General features: G+C 68.4%; 18 protein-coding genes. 7 read left to right on the top strand and 11 right to left on the bottom strand.

The window, feature by feature from the left end; all coding sequences use genetic code 11:
* Window positions 1-4: 4 nt before the first annotated feature.
* From ABOD76_RS09850 to ABOD76_RS09860, 3 genes are all read left to right on the top strand, one after another.
* Entirely contained in the window at window positions 5-889 is an 885-nt protein-coding gene (locus tag ABOD76_RS09850; protein WP_350244653.1) for an SDR family oxidoreductase, read from the top strand.
* Between the two features lie 29 nt (window positions 890-918).
* Window positions 919-1,671: a PIG-L deacetylase family protein gene (locus ABOD76_RS09855; RefSeq protein WP_350244654.1), complete on the top strand. Its 753-nt coding sequence runs from the start codon at window positions 919-921 to the stop codon at window positions 1,669-1,671.
* 85 nt (window positions 1,672-1,756) lie between these two features.
* Window positions 1,757-2,143 (top strand): hypothetical protein, encoded by a 387-nt coding sequence (locus tag ABOD76_RS09860; RefSeq protein ID WP_350244655.1) that lies wholly within the window; start codon window positions 1,757-1,759, stop codon window positions 2,141-2,143.
* A gap of 116 nt (window positions 2,144-2,259) precedes the next feature.
* On the opposite strand, the gene ABOD76_RS09865 is transcribed toward ABOD76_RS09860, so the two are convergent.
* From ABOD76_RS09865 to dnaE, 4 genes are all read right to left on the bottom strand, one after another.
* Window positions 2,260-2,835 carry a hypothetical protein gene (locus tag ABOD76_RS09865; protein WP_350244656.1) on the bottom strand — a complete coding sequence of 192 codons (576 nt, stop codon included), beginning with the start codon at window positions 2,833-2,835 and terminating at the stop codon, window positions 2,260-2,262.
* A gap of 27 nt (window positions 2,836-2,862) precedes the next feature.
* Entirely contained in the window at window positions 2,863-3,519 is a 657-nt protein-coding gene (locus ABOD76_RS09870) for a nucleoside/nucleotide kinase family protein (RefSeq protein ID WP_350244658.1), read from the bottom strand.
* Between the two features lie 135 nt (window positions 3,520-3,654).
* Window positions 3,655-4,446: an SMI1/KNR4 family protein gene (locus tag ABOD76_RS09875; protein WP_350244659.1), complete on the bottom strand. Its 792-nt coding sequence runs from the start codon at window positions 4,444-4,446 to the stop codon at window positions 3,655-3,657.
* A complete protein-coding gene (gene dnaE / locus ABOD76_RS09880) occupies window positions 4,443-8,468 on the bottom strand; it encodes a DNA polymerase III subunit alpha (RefSeq protein ID WP_350244660.1) in 4,026 nt (1,341 codons plus the stop codon). Before dnaE ends, ABOD76_RS09875 begins: the two co-directional genes overlap by 4 nt.
* A 190-nt stretch (window positions 8,469-8,658) precedes the next feature.
* On the opposite strand from dnaE, the gene ABOD76_RS09885 reads away from it, so the two are divergent.
* Window positions 8,659-10,074 (top strand): NAD-dependent succinate-semialdehyde dehydrogenase, encoded by a 1,416-nt coding sequence (locus tag ABOD76_RS09885; protein ID WP_350244661.1) that lies wholly within the window; start codon window positions 8,659-8,661, stop codon window positions 10,072-10,074.
* Between the two features lies 1 nt (window position 10,075).
* On the opposite strand, the gene pxpB is transcribed toward ABOD76_RS09885, so the two are convergent.
* Window positions 10,076-11,557, bottom strand: a complete 1,482-nt coding sequence (pxpB, locus tag ABOD76_RS09890; RefSeq protein WP_350244662.1) for a 5-oxoprolinase subunit PxpB — start codon at window positions 11,555-11,557, stop codon at window positions 10,076-10,078.
* The gene (locus tag ABOD76_RS09895; RefSeq protein WP_350244664.1) at window positions 11,557-12,312 is read right to left on the bottom strand and encodes a 5-oxoprolinase subunit PxpA; all 756 of its coding nucleotides are present in this window, start codon (window positions 12,310-12,312) and stop codon (window positions 11,557-11,559) included. The genes pxpB and ABOD76_RS09895 overlap by 1 nt, the downstream gene beginning before the upstream one ends.
* Before the next feature lie 144 nt (window positions 12,313-12,456).
* Here ABOD76_RS09895 and ABOD76_RS09900 point away from each other — a divergent pair, with 144 nt between their 5' ends.
* Entirely contained in the window at window positions 12,457-13,359 is a 903-nt protein-coding gene (locus ABOD76_RS09900) for a glycoside hydrolase family 43 protein (RefSeq protein ID WP_350244665.1), read from the top strand.
* A 69-nt stretch (window positions 13,360-13,428) separates the two neighbouring features.
* On the opposite strand, the gene tkt is transcribed toward ABOD76_RS09900, so the two are convergent.
* From tkt to ABOD76_RS09925, 5 genes are all read right to left on the bottom strand, one after another.
* Complete coding sequence (tkt, locus tag ABOD76_RS09905; RefSeq protein WP_350244666.1) at window positions 13,429-15,405, bottom strand: transketolase; 1,977 nt, start codon at window positions 15,403-15,405, stop codon at window positions 13,429-13,431.
* A gap of 65 nt (window positions 15,406-15,470) precedes the next feature.
* Complete coding sequence (locus ABOD76_RS09910) at window positions 15,471-15,809, bottom strand: four-helix bundle copper-binding protein (RefSeq protein WP_350244667.1); 339 nt, start codon at window positions 15,807-15,809, stop codon at window positions 15,471-15,473.
* Between the two features lie 72 nt (window positions 15,810-15,881).
* A complete protein-coding gene (locus ABOD76_RS09915; protein ID WP_350244668.1) occupies window positions 15,882-16,313 on the bottom strand; it encodes a response regulator in 432 nt (143 codons plus the stop codon).
* A 14-nt stretch (window positions 16,314-16,327) separates the two neighbouring features.
* Window positions 16,328-18,331, bottom strand: a complete 2,004-nt coding sequence (locus tag ABOD76_RS09920) for a PAS domain S-box protein (protein ID WP_350244669.1) — start codon at window positions 18,329-18,331, stop codon at window positions 16,328-16,330.
* Window positions 18,332-18,342: 11 nt separating this feature from the next.
* Window positions 18,343-19,008 (bottom strand): response regulator transcription factor, encoded by a 666-nt coding sequence (locus ABOD76_RS09925; protein ID WP_350244670.1) that lies wholly within the window; start codon window positions 19,006-19,008, stop codon window positions 18,343-18,345.
* Window positions 19,009-19,196: 188 nt separating this feature from the next.
* On the opposite strand from ABOD76_RS09925, the gene ABOD76_RS09930 reads away from it, so the two are divergent.
* Window positions 19,197-20,864 carry a ribonuclease J gene (locus tag ABOD76_RS09930; RefSeq protein ID WP_350244671.1) on the top strand — a complete coding sequence of 556 codons (1,668 nt, stop codon included), beginning with the start codon at window positions 19,197-19,199 and terminating at the stop codon, window positions 20,862-20,864.
* Window positions 20,865-20,975: 111 nt separating this feature from the next.
* Window positions 20,976-22,352 carry a VanW family protein gene (locus ABOD76_RS09935; protein WP_350244672.1) on the top strand — a complete coding sequence of 459 codons (1,377 nt, stop codon included), beginning with the start codon at window positions 20,976-20,978 and terminating at the stop codon, window positions 22,350-22,352.
* Window positions 22,353-22,394 lie beyond the last annotated feature (42 nt).

Genomic DNA, 22,394 nt, shown 5'->3' on the forward strand with positions numbered 1-22,394 from the left:
AACCGTGAGCCAACCCCCCGACCCCACCACCCTGTACCCGCAGCCCCCCTTCCCGCGTCAGCCGCAGGACGCGCCCGGATCAGTTCACGAGATGAATCCCCGCCCCGATCATGGCGAGACCAGCTATCAGGGCACCGGCCGACTGCAGGGCCGCAAGGCCTTGATTACCGGCGGTGACAGCGGGATTGGGCGGGCGGTGGCGATCGCGTTTGCCCGTGAAGGTGCAGACGTGGCCATCAACTACCTCCCCCGTGAGGAAGAGGACGCCCGCGAGGTGGTGCAGCTGATCGAGGCCGCCGGACGCCGGGCCGTGACGTTGCCGGGCGACATCCAGGACGAGGAGTTCTGCACCCAGCTGGTGACGCAGGCGGTGGAGCAGCTGGGCGGCCTGGACATCCTGGTGAACAATGCGGGGAAGCAGACGGCGCAGGCGTCCATCCAAGACATCAGCACCGAGCAGTTCGACGCCACCTTCAAGACCAACGTCTATGCCCTGTTCTGGATCACCAAGGCGGCGTTGAGGCACCTGAAGGCGGGGGCCAGCATCATCAACACCTCGTCCATCCAGGCGAAACAGCCGTCGCCCAAACTGCTGGATTACGCGCCCACCAAGGCGGCCATTCTGGCCTTTACCGAGGCGCTGGCGCAGCAGGTGGCGGCCCAGGGCATCCGGGTGAATGCGGTGGCGCCGGGACCGTTCTGGACGCCGCTTCAGCCGAGCGGCGGCCAACCGCAGGACAAGATTGAGACCTTCGGCAGCGAGACCCCGATGGGCCGCCCCGGCCAGCCGGCCGAGATCGCGCCGCTGTACGTGTTCCTGGCCTCCAGCGAGTCCAGCTACAGCACAGGTGGGCTGTTCGGAAGCACCGGCGGCCTGCTGCTCGGGTGAACTGGCTGGTCCAGGCGTAGGATCGAGGCATGCGCTTCAGAAGCTCCGGTCGCCGGGCCTTCGGCTGGCTGCTGGGATTGGGTGTGGCTCTGGTGCCGCTGGTCCTGGTGTTCCGGGTCAGTCTGGCAGTTCCGCCGGTTCAGGCGCTCCAGGCCGGTGAGCAATTGCTGGGGCGCCGGACCGTGCTGGCCATCGTGGGGCATCCGGACGACCTGGAGTGGTACGTGGGCGGCACCCTGCGGCGGCTGAGCGACGCGGGCGCGGACGTGCAGGTGGTGGTGGCCACCGACGGCGAGCGTGGCCCGAACCGGACGCAGGTGCCGGACCTACCCGCCACCCGCAGACGGGAACAGCAGGCGGCGGCCCGCATCAACGGCTACACCAGGCTGCGCTTCCTTCACCTGCCGGACCGGGGCGCGGCCCGAGACCCTCGCTTCGTGCCGGCGGTGGAACAGATCTACCGTGAGGTGCAGCCGGACGCCCTGATGGTGTTCGATCCGGACCTCCCGGCCCTGCCCTACCTGCACGTGGACCACCAGGGCACCGCCAGAGCTGTGCTGCGGTTCTGGCAGCGACTGGGACCGTCCAGGCCACTCCTCTACCTGTTTCAGACGCGCCGGCCGGATGTGGCCGTGGACATCACCGCCGTGATGGCCATCAAGGAACGGGCGCTGGCGCAGCACGTCACCCAGAACGGAGGTAGCGGCTCCGGCATGCGCCGGCTGTTCGGCGGACAGGCCGCGGGCGTGCGCTACGCGGAATACTTCCGGCTGTACAAGTAGGCAGCCAGGACGCGCGGCCCTCGCCGGCCCTGCCTCCGGCAGCTGCGGATTCCTCCCGCCTCCCCGGGTGCTCTCCTCCCGAACGATGAACCGCCTCCTGGTCCTCTCCGCCCTCGGCCTGCTCACCGCCTGTGCTCCCGCCCTGACCAGCCAAAACCCGGCGGATCTCCTGCTGCACCCGGGGCAGACGTGGCAGGTGGTGGGCACCGCCGGCGGTCAGCCCGCCGAGTACCGCATCCGGGTGAGAAGCCCCACCACCCGGCAGAGCAACGGTTTTGTCGGGTGTACCGATATGTCGGCGCTCTCCGACCCCAGGGGAGGCTCCACGGTCCTGGCGATCGTCTATGACCCGCTCGACAGCGACTCGGAGTTCAATCGTCATTTCCCGGGTCAACAACACCGGCGGCGTTTCCAGCGAGTTGCACTGCCTGGTCGAGTCGCCGAGCGTCAGTCGGTCGCACATCCACTTTGAAGGGCTGCTGGCCACCGACGACGACAGCTTCCCGGCCCACTTCAACACCGGCGACCGGAGCGACTTGGGGACCTGTACCCTGACGCTCGTTCCACAGGGCTGAGGTCCGCCACTGGCTAGTCCCAGTCGTCCTCGGCAGGCCGCGCACCGGCCGGAACGGGCGGTTGCGGGGCCGGAAACCAGGGGTACGCGGAAGCCAGCGCCGCGTCCAGCCGGAAGGCCAGCGCGCGCTTCAGGTGACGCAGGTCCACCGCCGAAAACGGCCCGGCCAGCCGCTCCAGGCGCCGCAGTTCGGCTGCCAGGGCCGGCTGCTGGGCCGTCCGGGCCAGCCGGACGGCCCCCTTTCTGAGCGGCTGAACCTGGATCACCGGTTGCCAGTCGTCGGCCAGGGCGTCGAGCAGCCGGTCACGGTTGGCCCGGCGGGTGCGCCCGGCGCGTTCGGCCCGTTCTCGCGCCTCCATCGCCCGGCCCTGTGCCACCAGAAACCGCTCCTCTCGCTCCGCCTCCTCGGCCCGCTCGGCGCGGTAGAGCTTGACCGGCGGCAGCCGTCGCCGGCCCATCTTCAGCCCGTTGGGCCGCTCGGCGTCATGGTCGCCCAGGAACTCCCGGATCAGGCGGGCGGTCCATCCCCGGTCTTTGAGGTCCTGGGTGGCCAGGAACCCTTCCGGGGTGACGGGAGGCGGACGCTTCACGCCCGGATGATACGGGAACCCTGGGCCTCAGGGCTGAGCGGACGTCTCGGTGAGCTGCACGATCAGGTCGGCGCGGGAGCGGGTGGCACGGATCACCTCCGCGTTGCGCTGGTCCACCTGCTGTACCCACTGCTCGGCCTCGCGGGCCGATTTGCCGAACTGCTGGTGACGGCGCACCAGCCGCTCCAGGCGCAACGCTTCCGGCACCTCCAGAAACCACACGGTGTCGAGGGCCGCCCGCACCCGCCCCCACTCGCCCTCCTGAAGCAGCAGATAGTTGCCCTCGGTGATGATCAGCGGGGCCCCCGGCGGGACCGGCAGGGCGCTGCCGATGGACTCTTCCAGCTGCCGGTCGAAGAGCGGGGCGTAGATCAGCCGGCCCTGCGGCTGACGCAGACGCTCCAGCAGCGCCGCGTACCCGTCGGCGTCGAAGGTATCGGGCGCCCCCTTGCGGTTCCGGCGCCCCAGCCGTTCTAATTCCTGGTTGGCCAGATGAAAGCCGTCCATCGGCACCAGGGCCGCGTCCTGGCCCAGCCCGGCCATCAGCGCCGCACAGAGGGTGGATTTGCCGGCTCCCGGCGTGCCCACAATGCCCAGGACGCGCCGCTGCCCCGGCCCCATCAGCGTGCGGGCCAAGGTGACGAGTTCGGGAGCGCTGGCCTGGAGAACCGGGGGCATCGACATGTCCGGATTGTAGAGCCCAGGAGCGAAAAAGCTCGCGCCCGGCTCGACTTCAGACGGGTTGGCCAGTCTGATGCTCATGAGAGGAGGCACAGACAGAGATCGGAGTTCTGCCTGGCTTCCCTCGGTGTAAGGAGGTCACCAGCGACTCAATACACGCAGAGCAGCGCTTCTGGCATTGGCCACGCCATGAACAGCCAGATGCTCGATGGCCTTTCTGGCGGGCAAATATCTCCGTGTCCCCAGAATCTCCACAGCGCGTTCAGCGATATAGAAATCCTCGTGGTCCAGGTAGCTCAGGAGTTCGCTGCTGTGCTCCACTGGCGTGGCGTTCATGGCCACCGCCAGAAGCGGGTTGTCTGTGGTCCTGTCCGCCCTCGCATACAGAGAGTAGGCTGCGGCCCACTCCAGCTCACTTGTTTCGGGGTCTGGGACCACCCTGGGGTAGAGACTGGGCACCAGAGTGGAGGAGAAAACATCCTCATCCGGATGAGCCACCATCCAGGCCAGGAAATCCGAGACCCGGTGAAACCGGGGGGCCACTTCGGTCTGCTCCTCGTGATGCAGCAGGCACACCGCACCCGTGAACACCTCACCGACGTAGACCCCGACGTAATTCGAGTTGTCGTCGCTCCAGAACAGCCGGATGTCCGGCATGACAAATGAACTGGTCCCGCTATAAAAATCGCGCACCTCATCCAGCGGCATCAGGCGCGGCACCTGCGGGCAAGCGTCCTCGTCGGTGTCCAGCCGTTCCGCCCACGCGTCCTCCCAGTCGTCGGCCAGCCCCGCAGCGCCGTCATGCTGGCGGTAGAGCGCGGCCACCTCTTCAGGCCAGTCCATGCGGAGCTGTTCAGCTGTACGCTCCAGATCTTCCGGAGACGCGGGAGGATTCCAGGCCAAGGGGAGGGCAAAGACCTGCTCGTTCACGCCTGCATGCCTCTGCCCTGCTGCTGGCGCTGCTGCCAGGCGGGGGGCTTGGGCGCGAAGCGGCTCAGGATGGTGGCCTGATCGTAGGCGAGGTAGGCCTCGGCCCAGGGGAAGGTCTCTCCGATCATGCGGATGGCCTCCTGGCTGCCGGTGGCGCGCTCCAGCTGGTACACGAGGTAGTGCTCGCCGCTCTGGAAGCGGAAGTAGGTGGGCATGCTGCCCGCGTGCTCGTCCAGGCGGCTCTGGAATTCGGCCAGGGCCTCCTCGGAGGCGCTGTCCAGGTCGATGTTCACGTACATCACCTTCGGCACGTCGGCCAGCTGATCCACCGTCACCAGTTCCTCAGCGATGGCGCGCAGGCCGCCGTCCTCCGACTCCAGCTCCACGATCACCAGGGCGGGCGTGTCGTTGGTCAGGCGCTCCTGCAGCCGCTCATAGGCGCGTGAGAAGGCCACCAGTTCGATGGTGCCGCTCTCGTCGGCGAGGTTGAAGCGGGCCATCATGCCGCCCGACTTGGTGGGCTTCTTGACCACCTGCTCCACCATGCCGGCCAGCACCGCCTTGATGCGCTTGCCGGGGGCCACGTTCTGCGACAGGTACCACGCGTCCAGCGTGCTGATGCGGGTGCTGGCCGCCTCGCGCAGTCCCTCGTGCTGCTCCAGCGGGTGGCCGCTGATGTACAGGCCCAGCGCTTCCTTCTCCAGTTTCAGTTTCTCCAGCTCGGAGAACGGTTCCACACCCGTTTTCAGTTTCGGCTCGGGGGCCGTCTGCTCCATGCCGAACAGCGAATCCATGCCGCTGCTCAGCATGCTGGCCGCGCCCTGCGCCCAGGCCATCGCGTCTTCCAGGCTGTCGAGCAGCTGCTTGCGCTCGCCGCAAAAGTCGAAGGCACCGCTCTTGATCAGGCTTTCCATCGCCTTGCGGTTGCAGACCTTGTTGCCCAGCCGCGAGCAGAAGTCCGCGAGACTCTTGAACGGCCCGGCCTGCTCGCGCTCCTCCAGGATTTTGAGCACCGCGCCCTCGCCCAGCCCCTTGATGGCGTACAGCCCGAAGTAGATGTCCTGGCCCACCACCTTGAAGTCCGGCGCCGACTTGTTGATGTCGGGCGGCAGCACGTTCACGCCCATCTTGCGGGCGTCGGAGGCGTACTCGGCCACCTTGTCGCTGTCGCGGCGCTCCACGGTCAGCAGGGCCGCCATGAACTCCACCGGGTAGTTGGCCTTCAGCCACGCGGTCTGGTAGGTGATGACCCCGTACGCCGCGCTGTGGCTCTTGTTGAAGCCGTAGTTGGCGAACGCGTCCAGCAGGTCGAAGAGCCGGTTGGCCTCGTCGCCCGGCACCTCGTTCTCGCCCGCGCCCTTCACGAAGATCTGGCGCTGCCGCTTCATCTCCTCGGCGTCCTTCTTGCCCATGGCCCGGCGCAGCAGGTCGGCGCCACCCAGCGAGAAGCCCGCCACCTCGGAGGCGATCTGCATGATCTGCTCCTGGTAGACCGGAATACCGTAGGTCTCCTTCAGGATCTTCTCCAGGTGCCGGGCGCTGTTCGGGAAGCCGTCGCGCACGTAGTCCACCTGCTCCTGCCCATGGTGGCGGCGCACGTAGGTGGGAATGTTCTCCATCGGGCCGGGGCGGTACAGCGCGCTGAGCGCGATGATGTCAGCCAGCCGCCGGGGCTTCAGGCGCCGGGAGGCGTCCGCGATGCCGGCCCCTTCCAGCTGGAACACACCCTTGGTGTCGCCGCGGCTCATCAGCTCAAAGGTCTTCGTGACGCTGGCGGCCCGCTCGGGCGTCTCGCCGTCCTCGGCAAAGGGGATGGTATCGAAGTTGATGTCGATGCCCTGCGAGTCGCGCATGATCTTGCGGGCCTCATCCAGGAAGCTCAGGGTCCGCAGCCCCAGGAAGTCCATCTTGATCAGGCCGATGTCCTCCACGGCCTTCATGTCGTACTGGCAGACGATGCCCTCGCCGGAAGTGTCGCGCATCAGCGGCACCAGGTCGGTCAGCTGATCGCGCCCGATCACCACACCCGCCGCGTGCACCGAGGCGTGGCGGGTCAGGCCCTCGAGTTTCTGCGCGAACTCGTAGGCCTCCAGCAGCTGCGCGTCCTCCGAAAGCATCTGGGCGATGTCCGGTACACTCTCGCGCGCCTGCTCCAGGCTGTAGCTCTTGCCGAACTTGATGGGAATCAGCTTGCTGACCTTGTCCACCTTGGCGTATTCCAGGCCCATCACGCGCGCCACGTCCTTCAGGCAGGCCTTGCTGGCCATGGTCCCGAAGGTGGCGATCATGGCCACCTTGTCATCGCCGTACTTCTGCCGCACGTACTCGATCACTTCCATGCGCCGGGCGTCGTTGAAGTCGATATCGAGGTCGGGCATGCTGATGCGGTCCGGGTTCAGGAAGCGCTCGAACAGCAGATCGAACTCCAGCGGGTCGAGGTTGGTGATGCGGATGGCATAGCACACGATGGACCCGGCGCCGGACCCACGCCCCGGCCCCACGCTGATGCCCTGATCCTTGGCCCAGTTGATGTAGTCGGCAACGATCAGTAGGTAGTCGGGAAAGCCCATGTTGTTGATGACGCTCAGCTCGTACTCGGCGCGGCGCAGCAGGGTCAGCGCGTGGGTGTGGTGGGCCCGGCAGCTGGCCTCCTCCAGACTCCCGTTCTCGAGCCGGATGGCTGTGTCGCTGGCCTCGCCTTTGCTGCGCTGCCAATCCAGGCAGGCGTAATCGGGAATGGCCCCGCTCTGCGCGCCCGCCTCCATCTCCTCCAGCGCCGGATAGCGGGTGTACTTCTCTCCGGCTGCCTTTCCCCGGCGCTCCCACTCGCTGCCCATGAACGCAATCAGGGTCAGCAGGGTCTCCTGGTCGCAGGTGCGGGCGTCGCAGCCATTCACCCGGGCCAGCACCCGCTCGCGCTCGCCCGCCTCCAGCGCCGCCAGACTCCGCACCGCGTACTCGCGCAGCAGCCCAGAGGTGATGTGGTTGGGGTAGCGCTTCAGGCTGCCGGCGTAGGTCTGCACCCGCAGTTCCTCGGCCATGCTGCGGCCCTCAGGAATCGGGAGGGCCGGCATCTGGTACACCCGCTTCTTGCCGACCGGCAGCGTCACGTTGCACAGGTCGGCGATGTTGGCGGTGTTGTCGAACAGCTCCTCGCCCCACTCGCTGGGCGGCAGCGCCTGATGCATCTCCTGCAGGTTCTTGACGTAGAACTCGTCGCAGGGGAACTTGAAGCGGTTCTCGTCGGCCAGCGTCGCCTTGGTCTGGATGGCCAGCAGCGTCTCGTGGGCGGTGGCGTCACTCTTCTTGACGTAGTGTCCGTCGTTGGTGGCCACCATCCCGATGCCCAGCTCCTGGGCCCAGCGCTTCAGGATCGGGTTGTTCTTCGCCTGCTCCGGCAGCCCGTGGTCCTGAATCTCGATGTAGTAGTTCTCCCCGAAGAGGTCCCGGTACCACAGCAGCCGCTGCTTCGCCTCGTCCTCGCGCCCCTGCATCAGCAGCTGCTGCACCTCGCTGCCCAGGCAGCCGGAGAAGGCGATCACGCCCTTGTGGTGCTCCAGCAGCAACTCATGATCAATCCGCGGCTTGTAGTAGTAGCCCTCGGTGTACCCGCGGCTGCTCAGGCGGCACAGGTTCTGGTAGCCCTCGAAGTCGCGGGCCAGCAGCGTCAGGTGGAAGATGCCTTTCTCACCGCTCACGCCCGGCTTCTTGTCGCGGCGCGTGCCCATGCCCGGCACCACATAGGCCTCGTAGCCCAGGATCGGCTTCACGCCCATGCCGGTGGCGTAGTTGTAGAAGTGCACCGCGCCGTGCATGTTGCCGTGGTCGGTCATGGCGCAGGCCGGGTCGGTGCCCTCGGGCGTCACTTCCTTGACCCACTTCAGCAGGTCCTTGAGCTTGGCCGCGCCGTCCAGCAACGAGTACTGGGTGTGCTGATGCAGGTGGGCAAAGCGCTTTGGCGTACAGCAGGAGCCGTCCGGCAGGTGGATATGGGGAGCTGAGGCCGGGTCGGAGGCAGTCATGCTGACAGTGTAGGCGGCCGCCCGGCCCGGCATGGTGACGGCTCCGGTTGACGTGCTGCGGCTGCGCGCTCCGCAGGCGCTCCCCATATCCGGCACAGAAAGCTGCCGGGAGCTTGTGCCTCCATTCATCTGCCGCTCCAACTGTGGCTGACGCCTAAATGAAGGTGCCGGGGCTTGGCACACTGGCCGTATGACCCTCACCAGAGCCCCACAGATGCACAGCATCAACCCGGCCAACGGGGAGACGTTCCACAGCTACGACATGCACACCTCCGCCCAGGTGGACCAGAAACTGACGGCCGCCGTGACGGCCTTCCAGAGCTACCGCTGCACCACCTTCGCGGAGCGCGCCGCCTGGATGAACCACGCCGCCGACGTGCTGGACGCCCGCAAGCAGGAGCTGGCCGAGCTGGCCACCCAGGAGATGGGCAAGACGCTGGCCTCGGCCCTGCAGGAGGTCGAGAAGTGCGCGCGCACCTGCCGCTACTTCGCCAACAACGCCGAGAAGTTCCTGGCCGATGAGCTGGTGCATACCGAGGCGGATCAGGCGTATGTGACCTACCAGCCGCTGGGCGTGGTGCTAGCCGTGATGCCCTGGAACTTTCCGTACTGGCAGGCGTTCCGCTTTATTGCGCCCACCCTGATGGCCGGCAACGTGGGTCTGCTCAAGCACGCCAGCAACGTGCCCGGCTGCGCCCTGGCCATCGAGCGCGTGCTGATTGAGGCGGGGTTCCCGGAGGGCGTGTTTCAGACGCTTCTGATCGGCAGCAAGGACGTGGAGGCCATCCTGAAGGACGACCGTGTCAAGGCCGTCTCGCTGACCGGATCCGAAGGTGCTGGGCGCAGCGTGGCCGGCACGGCGGGCGCCAGCATCAAGACCAGCGTGATGGAACTGGGCGGCTCGGACCCGTTCATCGTGATGCCCAGCGCCGACCTGGACGCGGCGGCCAGCACGGCCGTCACGGCCCGCACCATCAACAACGGCCAGAGCTGCATCGCGGCGAAGCGCTTCATCATCCACGAGGCGATCTATGACGCCTTCGTGCAGCGGTTTGTGGAGGGGCTGGCGGCGCTGAAGCTGGGCGATCCGCTGCTGGAAACCACCGACGTGGGACCGCTGGCCACGCCCCAGATCCGCGACGACCTCCATGCCCAGGTGCAGGACGCCGTGGAGCACGGGGCGAAGCTGCTGCTGGGCGGGGAACTGCCGGAGGGTGAGGGCAACTTCTATCCGGTCACGGCGCTGAGCGAACTCAAGAGCACCATGCAGGTCTGGAACGAGGAGGTGTTCGGTCCGGTGGCGCTGATCTTCAAGGTGCACGATCTGGCCGGGGCCATCCAGATCGCCAACGGCACCCGTTTCGGCCTGGCGTCCAGCGTCTGGACCCAGGATGACGCCGAACGGGCCATCTTCGTGCGGGATCTGGAAGCCGGTTCGGTGTTCGTGAACAGCATGGTGGCCAGCGATCCACGGCTGCCATTCGGCGGCGTGAAGGCCAGCGGCTTCGGGCGAGAGCTCTCCCGGCACGGCATCCTGGAGTTCGTGAACATCAAGACCGTCAGCATCGGAGCGCCGGCCAGCGCCCACCACAGCCGGACCGAATAGCTCAGGCGCGCCGGAAACGGACCCACTCGCCCGGCCGCACCTGGGCCAGCCGTGGCAGGTCCGGCGGCCACACCCGGGCCGGCTTGCGGTAACCGCCCAGGGTGCCCTTGTCGTTCAGCAGCACAATCGGCTGACCCGACGGGGGCACCTGCACCGTGCCGATCGGGCTGGCCTCACTGCGGACCTCGCCGCCCGGCACGGCTGGGCCGTCCAGCCGCACCCCCATCCGGTCGGCGTCCAGCACCCGGAAAGGCGCGCTGCACAAGGCTTCCAGCGCTGCCGGGTCGTCGTCCAGCGGCAGCAGGCGGATGGGGCCGGTGGTCAGACGGGGGTGGGAGCGGCGACCAGCCAGCGGCCGGTGCGCTCCGGCGGCGCCCAGCACGTCCCCCGCCTGAAGCGGCCGGCCCACCCCCGCCTTCAGGTCGGTGCTGACGCTGCCCCGGAACGGCTCGGCCTGAAGGCCGCCCGGCAGCGCCAGATAGCTGACCCGGCCACGACCGTCCGGCCGGAAGCGCAGCGTCTGGCCAGCATGCACCGCAAAACTGCTCCAGGTGGGCTGCGGTTCTCCGTCCACCAGCGCCACCAGTCCCGCCCCGGTCACGCTCAGCACCGCGTCCGCCAGCACCGTGAGCTGGGGGCCGCTCAGATGCAATTCCAGCACCGGGGCGTCCGGTGGGTTGCCCAGCAGCCGGTTGGCGACGTCGGCGGCCAGGGCGTCCAGCGCGCCGCTGCGCACCAGCCCGTAGCGGCCCTGCAGAAACCGGCCCCGGTCCATCAGCAGGTCCAGCGCGCCGGGGCGCTCCACCCGCAACAACGGCCGTTGTGGGCTCTGTGGCAGCAGCGACAGCGGCACCAGGTCTGGCGGGGACTCGCCCGGGGTGGGCACGAACTGCACCGTATCGCCCGGCTGCAGCAGAAACGGCTCGGGCCGGCGCGGATCGAAGGCAGCCTCCAGCGCGCGGCCTAACAGGTGCCAGCCGCCCGGCGACGCCACCGGGTAGAGCCCACTCTGGGCCGCGGCCATCGCCACCGAATGCGCCGGCACCCGCGCCCGGGGCACGCTGCGCCGGGGCAGTTGCAGCGCCGGGGGCACCTCCCCCATGAAGGGAAAGCCGGCCACGAACCCCAGCGCGTACACCCGGTACGGCACGGCCGAATGCTGCCGCACCAGTTCCGGCACGCTCAGACCCAGCCGCGCCGCCACTTCATCCAGGTCCGGGCCGTCGTAGCACACCGGCAGCTGCATGGTGCGCCCGGCCTGTGCCTGCTGCTCCTCCGGACACAGCCGGTCCACCCAGGCGGCCACCTCACTTTCCGGCACCTGCTGCTCGTCGTATTCCACATACAGCGAGCTATAGGCCGGCACCACGTCCAGCAGCCCAGGAAGCGCCTGGGTCAGCAGCGCCGCCGCCCAGCGGTGCAGCCGGGCGTTGCTGGCCGGCGTGAGCGGCGCCAGCCGGCGGTACAGGACGGCCGGATGCATCAGCGCGGCGCGTCCACCGTCACGCCGGCCGCCTCCAGGCGGGCACGGATCGCCCGGGCGATGCTCACAGCCTGCGGGTTGTCGCCGTGGATGCAGAGCGTATCGGCCCGCAGCGCGATGCTCTGGCCGGTCAGCGCCTGCACCGTGCCTCCCACCATCTCCAGCGCGCGGCCCGCCGCCTCGTCCGGATCGTGAATGCTGCTGCCGGGCAGCGTGCGCGGGGCCAGCAAGCCATCGGCCAGGTAGGCGCGTTCCGGAAAGGCCTCGCGCCACACCGTCAGGCCCGCCTCCTGCGCCACCGCCTCCAGGGCGTCGCCGGCCGGACCGGCCAGCACCACCAGGGCGGCCTGAGGAGCATAGCTGCGCACGGCGGCGGCAAACGCGCGGCCCGCCTCCAGGTCCTGATGCACCCGGAAGTACAGCGCCCCGTGCGCCTTGACGTGGCTCATGGTCGCGCCCGCCTCCTGCAAGAACCCAGACAGCGCGCCCAGCTGGTACAGGGTGGCGGCCCCGATCTCGGCCGCGCTCATCGCCAGCTCCCGACGGCCGAAGCCGCTCAGGTCCGGGTAGCCCGGGTGAGCCCCGATGTTCAGCCGCTGCCGCACGGCCCGCTGCACCGCCTGCCGCAGGGTCAGCGGGTCACCGGCATGAAAGCCCAGCGCCAGATTGACGCTGCTCAGGAATGGGAACAGCTGCTCGTCGTCGCCCAGGCTCCAGCGTCCGAACGACTCCCCCGCGTCGGCATTCAGGTCCATACCCAGGAGCATAGGCGAATGGGGGGTCCGGGCGCTGTCTCTTCATGAGCATCCGCTCAGTGCATCCCCTCCATTGATGAAGGTCGGCGTCAGAAAAGCGTTAGAGGTTTGCGGTTAAATTTAGTCACCGTTATGAAACCCTTCATGCCACGTGTGCTCCATCTCGAAGCAGAAGACCTGCCCGACCCCAACGTCCTGCATACGGACGACGGTTACTACGTGTACGCCACAAATGTCCCGGACGTGAACGTGCCGGTTGTTTACAGCCCGGATCTGACGAACTTTACCCTGGTGGGCGACGCCATGCCGGTGCTGCCGGCCTGGGCCCGCCCCGGCTTCACCTGGGCCCCGGACGTGGTGCAGGTGGGCGACCGGTACCACCTGTACTTCACGGCGCGGCTGCGTGGCTCGCGCCTTCAGGTGATCGGCGTGGCCACCAGTGACCATCCGGAAGGCCCCTTCGAGGCCACGGACCGGCCGCTGCTGACCATGCTGGACCAGGGTGGCGCCATTGACGCCAACGTGCTGCAGGCCTCGGACGGCACCCAGTACCTGTACTGGAAGAACGACGGCAACGCCGTCAAGAAGGCCACCCACCTGTGGGGCGCGCCGCTGAGCGCCGACGGCCTGACGCTGGCTGGCGCGCCCACCGACCTGATGACCGCCACCGAGGCATGGGAACACAACCTGGTCGAGGCGCCGCAGGTCATCGAGGACGAGGGCCGCTTCCACCTGCTGTACAGCTGCGCCGACTTCCAGGACGAGACCTATGCGGTGGGCCACGCCACCGGCCTCACGCCCCTGGGCCCCTTCTCCAAGTACCGCGCCGCGCCGCTGCTGGCCTCTCAGGGCCGGATCGCCGGGCCGGGCCACAGCCACGCCTTCCGCACCGCCACCGGGCAGTGGCAGCTGGCGTACCACGCCTGGGAAGCCGGCCGCTGCGGCTACCCGCACGGCCGCCGGGCGCTGTACGTCTCGCCGCTGCACCTGAGCGCCGATCAGGCCCATGTGGCGCTGCCGCTGGACCTGGCCCAGGCCTCCGACTGACACCGCCACAAGAAGCGGGGCGCCAAGAAGTTCCTGGCGCCCCGCTTCTTGTGCGGCCGGACCTTTCGCTCAGCCGAGCGCCTTGACCACCTTCACCACGTTGGCCACGCTGAAGCCGAACTTCTCGAACAGGGTGGTGGCCGGGGCCGACGCGCCGAAGTGATCCATTCCGATCACGGCGCCGTCCAGCCCCACCCACTCGTACCACGGCTGCGGCGAGGCCGCCTCGATGGCCACCCGGCGCACGCCCGGCGTCAGGATGCTGTCGCGGTACGCCTGATCCTGGGCGCGGAACACCTCCATGCTGGGCATGCTCACCACCCGCGCCAGCGTGCCCTCGGCCTTCAGCGCCTCGGCGGCCTCCAGCGCCACATGCACCTCGGAGCCGGTGGCGATCAGAATCACCCGGGTTCCGGCGTCCTGGCCCTCGAAGTCGCGCACCACGTAGGCTCCACGCTTCACACCGCTGTGGTTGCGCGGCAGGATCGGCAGGTCCTGGCGGCTCAGGATCAGGGCGCTGGGGCCGTCCTTGCGCTCCAGCGCCATCTGCCACGCGGCGGCCGTCTCGTTGGCATCGGCCGGGCGCAGCACGTGCACCTGCGGCACCGCCCGCAGCATCGCCAGCTGTTCGATCGGCTGGTGGGTGGGACCGTCCTCGCCCAGCCCGATGCTGTCGTGGGTCAGCACATAGATCACCGGCTGGTGCTGCAGCGCCGAGAGCCGCAGCGCCGGCTTCAGGTAGTCGGCGAACACCAGGAAGGTGCCGACCATCGGCCGCAGCGCCCCGTACAGCGACAGGCCGTTGGCCGCCGCGCTCATGCCGAACTCGCGGACCCCGAAGTACACGTTGCGCCCGGCCATCGTGCCCGGCTGCATGGCCGGTTCGTTGTCGATGGTGGTCTTGGTGCTGCCCGACAGGTCGGCGCTGCCGCCCATCAGGGCAGGCACCTGGGCAGCCAGCGCATTGATGACCTTGCCGCTGGCCGCGCGGGTGGCCATGCCCTTGCCGCCCACCTCGAAGCTGGGCAGCGCCTCCGACAGCCCGGCCGGCAGCTCGCGGGCCAGCATGGCGTCCAGTTCGGTCGCCAGCTCCGGGAACGCCTCGCGGTAGCGGTCCTGCAGCGCCTGCCACTCGGCCTGCTGCTGCGCCCCGCGCTCGCGGGCATCCATGTGCTGGGCCACCTCCTTCGGCACGGTGAACGGCGGGTACGTCCAGCCGAGCGCCTCCTTGGTGCTGGCCACCCCCTCCGCGCCCAGCGGCTCGCCGTGCGCCTTGCTGGTGCCGGCCTTGGGGCTGCCGTAGCCGATGACCGTCTTGACCCGGATTAGGGTCGGCTTGTCCACCTCGCGCTGGGCATCCTTGATGGCCTCGCGGATGGCCGTCAGGTCGTTGCCGTCGTGCACCGCCAGCACCTGCCAGCCGTAGCTCTCGAAGCGCATGGCGGTCTCATCGGTGAAGGTCTTGGAGGTGGCGGTGTCCAGCTGCACGTCGTTGTCGTCATAGAGCCAGATCAGCTTGCCCAGCCGCAGGTGGCCGGCCAGCGAGGCAGCCTCGTGGCTCACGCCTTCCTGCAGGTCACCGTCGCCCACGATGGCGTAGGTGTAGTTATCGAAGATCCGGAAGCCGTCGCGGTTGTAGCGGGCCGCCAGATGCGCCTCGGCCATCGCCATGCCCACCGTCATGCCGGCGCCCTGGCCGAGCGGACCGGTGGTGGCGTCCAGGCCCTTGGTGTGGAAGAACTCCGGGTGGCCGGGCGTCTTGCTGCCCCACTGCCGGAAATTCTTCAGCTCGTCCAGGCTCATGTCGTAGCCGGTCAGGTGCAGCAGGCTGTAGACCAGCATGCTGGCGTGGCCCGCCGACAGCACGAAACGGTCCCGGCCCGGCCACTCCGGATTCTGCGGGTTGAAGCGCAGAAAGTCGTGCCACAGCACGTAGGCCATCGGCGCGGCACCCAGCGGAGCACCCGGGTGGCCGCTGTTGGCCTGCTGCACTGCATCGATGGACAGGGTCCGGATGGTGTTGACCGACAGTTGTTCGACGCTCATGCGGCCCAGTGTACCCTGCTGGCCCCCGCTGCTGGCAGTTGGTGTCTAACGTACACCTAATGCGCTCAGGCGGCCAGGGCGCGGCACGCCTCGGCGCAGCGGCGGCAGGCTTCGGCGCACTGCTGGCAGTGGTCGTGCTGGTGCTGCCCACACTCCTGGGCGCACGCCTCGCACGCAGCGGCACAGGCGCGGCACATCTCGGCGTGCAGCGGGCTCTCGCGCATCAGCAGGCGGGCGGTGGTGGCGCACAGGTCGGCACAGTCGCGGTCCAGCCGGATGCAGTTCGCCATCATCTGCACGTCGTCCTCCTGCAGACAGGCGGTCGCGCAGTGTTCACAGGCGGCGAGGCAGGTGAGGCAGGCGTCCAGGGAGCGTTGCAGGTCAGGCGCAAGAGCAGGGGTCATGACCCCACCATGCGCCGCGCCACGGCCCGGGTCCTGAACGCCTGCCCAATCTGCTTTGAACGGGTCTTGAGCTTACCTGGGGGGAAAGCGCACGAAGCTCAGCCAGTAGTTCTCGAAGGCCCGGATCGCCTGATAGAAGTTCTCGAAGCCCACCGGCTTGACGATGTAGCTGCTGGCGTGCCCCTGGTACGAGCGCAGGATGTCCTCGTCGGCCTGCGAGGTGGTCAGGATCACCACCGGGATATGCCGCAGGTCGTGGTCCTGCTTGACCTCCTCCAGCACCTCCAGCCCGCTCTTGCGCGGCATGTTGATGTCCAGCAGCACCACGTCGGGCCGGGGCGCGTCCTGAAACGGCGGCTCGCGGCGCAGGAAGGCCATCGCCTCCACGCCGTCACGGGCCACATGCAGGTGGTTGGCGATGCGGGCGTCTTCGAAGGCTTCCTGGGTCAGCAGGATATCCGGTTCATTGTCCTCGACCAGCAGAATTTCAATCGGGGTGTGCATACGTGCTCCAGTCCTCAGGTTGCCACTGCTGCCTCATCATGGGGTTCACCCGCCAGTGGCAAGGTGAAGTGTACAGTGGTCCCGACTCCAACTTCAGATTCTAACCAGATTCTGCCCCCATGCATTTCCACGATCTTGCGGCAGATGGCCAGCCCCAGGCCGGTGCCCTCGTACTGGTCACGGCGGTGCAGCCGCTGGAACAGTCCAAATACGCGGTCGTGGTACTCCGCTTCCATGCCGATGCCATTGTCCTGCACCTGCAGGTGCGCCCGGTCACCCTCGCGCCGGGCCGTGACCCGCACCACCGGCGGCACCCCCTCGCGGCCGAACTTGAGCGCGTTCGACACCAGGTTGGTCATCAGCTGCACCATCTGGCTGCCGATCCCATCCACCATTGGCAGGTCCTCCCAGACCAGCTGGGCCGAACGCTCCTGCAGGGTGAGTGCCAGCGAGGCCGCCACCGTCTCCATCACCTCGTCCAGCGCCACCGCCCGGTGGGGCGTGTCGGTGCGCCCCACCCGCGAGAAGGTCAGCAGGTCGGTGATCAGCTGCCGCATACGCCCCACCGCGTCCTGCATGTACACCAGGTACTGATCGGCGCGCGGGTCCAGCTGCCCCTGGTAGCGCCGTCCCAGCAGCTCGGCGTAGCTGCCCAGCGTACGCAGCGGCTCCTGCAGGTCGTGGCTCGCCACGTACGCGAACTGCTCCAGTTCCTGGTTGCTGCGGCGCAGTTCCTGAATGGCCGTCTGCAGCGCGGCCTGGGCCTCCAGGGCCTCGGTCACGTCCTGAAACAGCACCACCGCCCCGACCACCTCGCCCGCCTCATCGCGCAGCGCGGTCGTCACGTATTCGACGGGCACGGCCGACCCGTCCTTGCGCCAGAACACCTCGCCGGTCATGCGCCGGGTCTGGCCGTCGCGCAGCACCTGATGCACCGGACACTGCTCCGGCGGATACGGCTGGCCGTCCGGATAGCGCTGATGAACCTGCTGGTGCATGTTCACGCCCTCCAGCTCCTGCACCGTGTAGCCGAGCATGGCGGCCGCCGCGGGGTTAGCAAAGCGGGTGCTGCCGTCCGGATTCAGCCCGAAGACCCCCTCGCCGGCAGCGGCCAGCAGCAGCGTGTTGAAGCGGCTCAGCTCCGAGAGCGCCCGGGTCCGCTCCTCGACCCGGCCTTCCAGCTCACTGTTCAGCTGACGCAGCTGATCCTGAGCCGCCTTCAGGCCGCTGATGTCGGTGTGCAGGCCGATCCACTCGCGCAGTTGACCGTGCTGGTCCAGCCGCGGCACGGCGCGTGCGTGAAAGGTACGGTACTCGCCGCTGCGGGTCCGGACCCGGTGCTCCACGTTGTAGATCCGCAGCCCCGCCACCGCCTGTGCCCAGGCCTGCTCGGTGCGCTCGCGGTCGTCCGGGTGGATGGCGGCCAGCCAGCCGTGGCCCTGGTACTCCACCTCGGTCATGCCGGTCAGGGCGCTCCAGCCGGGCTGCTCGCCCACCAGATGCCCGTCCGGGGTGTTGGTCCAGACGTACTGCTCGGTGGCCTCCACCAGACTGCGGTAGCGCTCCTCGCTCTCCACCAGCCGCTGCTGGGTCTGGTACCACTCGGTGATGTCCTCGAACAGCGTGAACACCACGCCCATCTCCACGCTGCCGGCCACCTGCTGCGGCACCGCGTTCATGCGCAGCCAGCGGCGCTCCCCCTGCTGTTCCAGCGCCACCACCATGTTCTGCACCGGCCGACGCTCGCGCAGCGCCACCATCGAGGGAAACTCCGGGCCGGACAGCGGCCTGCCGTCCGGGCCGGACAGCCGCAGGCCCGCCGGAGGCCACGCCTGCAGCTGCTCCAGCCCGAAGCCCAGCAGCCGCTGGCCCGCCCGGTTCAGGCCGGTGGGCCGCCCCTGGCCGTCCTGCACCAGTACCCCCTGCGGCAGCTGCTCCAGCAGCCAGCCGGCCCCGTCTGCTGTCAGCTGCAGCGGCAGATCACTCAGGCCGGAGGCCGTGTCATCCGGGCCAGGCATGGACGGCCGACTCATCCGCGCAGTGCATAACCCACGCCGCGCACGGTCCGCAGCAGGCCGTAGCCCTCCATGTCGCGCAGCTTGGCCCTGAGGTTGGCCATGTGCACGTCCACCACGTTGCTGCCCTCGGGCAGGCGTCCCTGCCAGATCTCCTGGCCGATCTCCTGGCGCGAGTACACCCGGCCCGGCTGCCGCATCAGCAGCGCCAGGATCTCAAACTCCTTGGGCGACAGCCGCAGCTCGTCTTCCTTGTAGCGGGCCAGCCGCTTCTGCGGGTCCAGCTCCAGCTCCCCCAGTGACAGCGACTCGCTGCCGCGCTGGCGCAGCTGCACCTTGACGCGCGCCATCAGCTCGTCCGGGTGGAACGGCTTGATCACGTAGTCGTCGGCGCCCAGCCCCAGCAGCCGGACCTTCTCGTCCACCGTGTCGCGGGCCGTCAGCACGATGATCGGCACGCTGCTGTTCTTGCGCAGCCGCTGCACCACGTCGCCGCCATCGAAGTCCGGGAGGCCCAGGTCCAGCAGGATCAGGTCCGGGTTGACCTCGCGGGCCCGGATCAGGCCGGTCATGGCGGCGTCGGCGTGGACCACCGTGAAGCCGGCGTCCTCCAGGTCCATACGGAGCACATTGGCAATGTCGAGGTCGTCCTCGACCACAAGAATGCATTGACTGGTCACCCCTGCATACTACCGCGTTGTGACCCGCTTCTCATCTGTGCGGCAGTGCGGCCCCGGACGCCATCGGCGGCGGGCGGCGCATGCTACTCTGTGGAGACTGCGCCCACGGGCGACACCACAACACTGCATTTGACACACCTTCGGGTGAAGGCCGCACGATTGGCGGCTCAGGACAGACAGGGAGACTGATGAACAAACAGGACAACGCCCAGGCGGGCCCGGCCGGACATCTGGAAGTGATTCCGCTGGGGGGCATGGGCGAGATCGGCAAGAACATGTTCGCCTACCGGTACGACGACGAGATCATGGTGGTGGACGGCGGGCTGGCCTTCCCCGATTCGCTACAGCCGGGCGTGGACCTGATCATTCCGCGCATCGACTACCTGCAGCAGAACGCCGCACTGATCCAGGGCTGGGTGCTGACGCACGGCCACGAGGACCACATCGGCGGGCTGCCGTACATCCTGCCGCGGCTGCCGCGCGTGCCGACCTACGGCGCCAAGCTGACGCTGGGACTGGTGCGTGAGAAGCTCAACGAATACGGCGTGGGCGAGGCCGACACCGACCTGCGTGAAGTGACGGCCGGCACCACGGTGCGGATCGGCAAGCACTTCGTGGTGGAGTTCGTGCGGATGACGCACAGCATTCCCGACAACTTCGGGTACATCCTGCACACCCCGGTGGGGCAGGTGGTGCACACCGGCGACTTCAAGCTGGACGAGCACCCCACCGACGGACAGCCGAGCGATCTGGCGAGGCTGGAGCGGGCCGGCGACAGCGGCGTGCTGCTGCTGATCAGTGACAGCACCAACGCTGAGCGTCCCGGCACCACCACCAGCGAGGCCGAGGTGGCCCGCAACATGGAGGCGCTGATCGCGCAGTGCCGCGGCCGGGTGTTTGTGTCCACCTTCGCCTCGCAGGTGCACCGCCTGCAGAACATCGTGCAGATCGCGGAGCGGCTGGGCCGCCGGGTGGTGATCGAGGGGCGCAGCATGGTCAAGTACGCCCAGATCGCCGAGCAGCTCGGGTACATGCAGTTCAAGGAGCCGCTGCTGGCCAGCGAGGACATCGGCGACCTGCAGGACTCGCAGGTGCTATTCCTGTGCACCGGCAGCCAGGGCCAGCCGATGAGCGTGCTGTCGCGGCTGGCCCTGGGCACCCACGCCAAGATCGCGCTGCGGCGCGGCGACAGCGTGGTGCTGAGCAGCAACCCGATTCCCGGCAACGAGGAAGCGGTCAATCTGGTGGTCAATAAGCTGTACGAGATCGGGGTGGACGTGTACTACCCGCCCACCTACCGCATCCACGCGTCCGGGCACGGCAGCCAGGACGAACTGCTGCAGGTGCTGCAGCTGACGCGGCCCAAGTACTTCCTGCCGTGGCACGGCGAGCCGCGTCACCAGATCAACCACGCCCGTATCGCCCAGACCATTCCGCAGCCGCCGCAGCGCACGCTGGTGGCCAAGAACGGCGACGTGGTGCGGCTGATGGAGAACGAGTTCCGGGTGACCGGCACCGTGCCGGCCGGGGCCGTGTACGTGGACGGACTGGGCGTGGGCGACATCGGTGACGACATCATGCTGGAGCGGCTGGGCATGAGCCAGGAGGGGGTGCTGGTGGTGACGGCGCTGCTGCACCCCACCCCGCACGTGGATCTGGTGTCGCGCGGCTTCGTCAAGAGCAACCGCGAACTGGACGGGCAGATCCGCAAGGTGGCCCTGGACGCCCTGGAAGCGGGCCTGCGCGACAAGAAGCGTCCTGAGGACCTGCGCGACGACCTGTACGGCTCGGTGCGGCGCTTCGTGCGCAAGGCCACCGGGCGTAACCCGGTGCTGATTCCGCTGCTGGTGGACTGAGCAGCGAAACCTCTGGGGGAGGGCGGCCGATGGGCCGCCCTCCCATTTCTTTGCCGCGTCCGTTCAGCCGGCTCCCACCGACCACCAGGAACGGCATGAAATACTCGGGCCATGCCGCGTGCCTTTCCCCTGCTTCTTGCCCTGACCCTGATGCTCGGCCCGGCGGCCGCCCAGCAGGACCCGTCCGGTTCCTCGGTGGTGGTGCCGGCCCTGCCCCCATCGGCCACCACTCCGTCGGTGCCCTCCGAGCCGGTTGCTCCGGACCCGGAACCGCTGACGCCGTCTACGCCACCCGCCGAAGAGACGCCGTCGGTGCCCAGCGTGCCTGCACCCAGCACCCCAGCCCCGAGCACGCCGGCGCCCAGCACCCCCAGCGCGCCGGCCCCTCTCCCCTCCCCCGCCTCGGCTCAGGCATTGCAGGTGGTGTTTGAGGCGCCGCTCAAGGTGCTGCAGGATGGACAGCCGGTGACGGCCTCAGTGCGGCGCACGCTCACGCTGCCGGCCGAGCGCATGGCCGTGCTGCGCCAGCGCGGTGTGATCACCCCGAGCCTGGAAGCCGATCTGCAGACCTTCCTGCGTTCGATTCCCAGCAAGCCTCAGGACGCCCGCTTCGAGGAACTGACCACCGGTTGGGCCCTGGTGCAGCGTGACGGCTACACGGTGGACCTGGAGCAGGCCCGCGCCCGGGTGCTGGCTGCCCTGCAGCAGCCTGCCACCCGCAGCGTGACGTTCAGCGGCCGTGCCACGGCCCCGGCCCGCACCCTCGATTACTTCGTGAAGCGTGGTCTCACCGCCCACCTTGCCACCGGCGAGACCAACTACTACGGCTCCAGCGCGGCCCGCATCACCAACATCCACGTGGGCACTAGCAAATTCCAGGACCGCCTGTTCGAGGGCAAGACCTTCTCCTTCAACCGGATGCTGGGCGACATCAACGCCGCCAACGGCTTTGTACCGGGGCTGGTCATTGCGGGTGAGCGCACCGCCAGCGGGCTGGGCGGCGGCATCTGTCAGGTGAGCAGCACCGTGTTCCGTGCGCTGTATCTGGCTGGGCTGCCGGTGGTGGAGCGGCGCAACCACAGTTATCAGGTGCACTACTACGATCCGCAGGGCCTGGACGCCACCATCTACCAGCCGAGCCAGGACCTGCGCTTCGCCAACGACACCGGCGGCGCGTTGTGGCTGCAGGCCGACTGGGACGACAAGCGGGCCCAGCTGCGGGTACACGTCTTCGGTCGGCCGCGTGACTTCACGGTCCAGCTCGGCACCCCGCGCACGCTCAGCAGCACGCCCGCACCGGCCGACCGTCTGATTGCTGATTCCTCCCTGCCAGCCGGAACCCGTCAACAGGTGGACTGGGCGGCGCCGGGCGCCGTGATCGAGGTGCAGCGTCGGTTCGTCCGGAACGGCCAGGTGGTGCGGAGCGATACCCTGCGCAGCAGCTACCGTCCCTGGCCGAACATCTACTTGGTGGGCACCAAGAAATAAGGCGCACTAGGGAAACAAGGGAGCGGGCCGACCTGGTATGTC

It is taken from the genome of Deinococcus sonorensis KR-87, from assembly GCF_040256395.1.
GTDB lineage: Bacteria > Deinococcota > Deinococci > Deinococcales > Deinococcaceae > Deinococcus > Deinococcus sonorensis.

Excerpts from the sequence above, each read along its gene's own strand:
- ABOD76_RS09910 (WP_350244667.1), bottom strand. The coding sequence starts at position 15,809 with ATGACCCCTGCTCTTGCGCCTGACCTGCAACGCTCCCTGGACGCCTGC.
- ABOD76_RS09900 (WP_350244665.1), top strand. The coding sequence starts at position 12,457 with ATGCCACGTGTGCTCCATCTCGAAGCAGAAGACCTGCCCGACCCCAAC.
- pxpB (WP_350244662.1), bottom strand. The coding sequence starts at position 11,557 with ATGCATCCGGCCGTCCTGTACCGCCGGCTGGCGCCGCTCACGCCGGCC.
- tkt (WP_350244666.1), bottom strand. The coding sequence starts at position 15,405 with ATGAGCGTCGAACAACTGTCGGTCAACACCATCCGGACCCTGTCCATC.
- ABOD76_RS09885 (WP_350244661.1), top strand. The coding sequence starts at position 8,659 with ATGACCCTCACCAGAGCCCCACAGATGCACAGCATCAACCCGGCCAAC.
- ABOD76_RS09920 (WP_350244669.1), bottom strand. The coding sequence starts at position 18,331 with ATGCCTGGCCCGGATGACACGGCCTCCGGCCTGAGTGATCTGCCGCTG.
- ABOD76_RS09935 (WP_350244672.1), top strand. The coding sequence starts at position 20,976 with ATGCCGCGTGCCTTTCCCCTGCTTCTTGCCCTGACCCTGATGCTCGGC.
- dnaE (WP_350244660.1), bottom strand. The coding sequence starts at position 8,468 with ATGACTGCCTCCGACCCGGCCTCAGCTCCCCATATCCACCTGCCGGAC.
- ABOD76_RS09915 (WP_350244668.1), bottom strand. The coding sequence starts at position 16,313 with ATGCACACCCCGATTGAAATTCTGCTGGTCGAGGACAATGAACCGGAT.
- ABOD76_RS09895 (WP_350244664.1), bottom strand. The coding sequence starts at position 12,312 with ATGGACCTGAATGCCGACGCGGGGGAGTCGTTCGGACGCTGGAGCCTG.
- ABOD76_RS09930 (WP_350244671.1), top strand. The coding sequence starts at position 19,197 with ATGAACAAACAGGACAACGCCCAGGCGGGCCCGGCCGGACATCTGGAA.
- ABOD76_RS09870 (WP_350244658.1), bottom strand. The coding sequence starts at position 3,519 with ATGTCGATGCCCCCGGTTCTCCAGGCCAGCGCTCCCGAACTCGTCACC.
- ABOD76_RS09855 (WP_350244654.1), top strand. The coding sequence starts at position 919 with ATGCGCTTCAGAAGCTCCGGTCGCCGGGCCTTCGGCTGGCTGCTGGGA.
- ABOD76_RS09860 (WP_350244655.1), top strand. The coding sequence starts at position 1,757 with ATGAACCGCCTCCTGGTCCTCTCCGCCCTCGGCCTGCTCACCGCCTGT.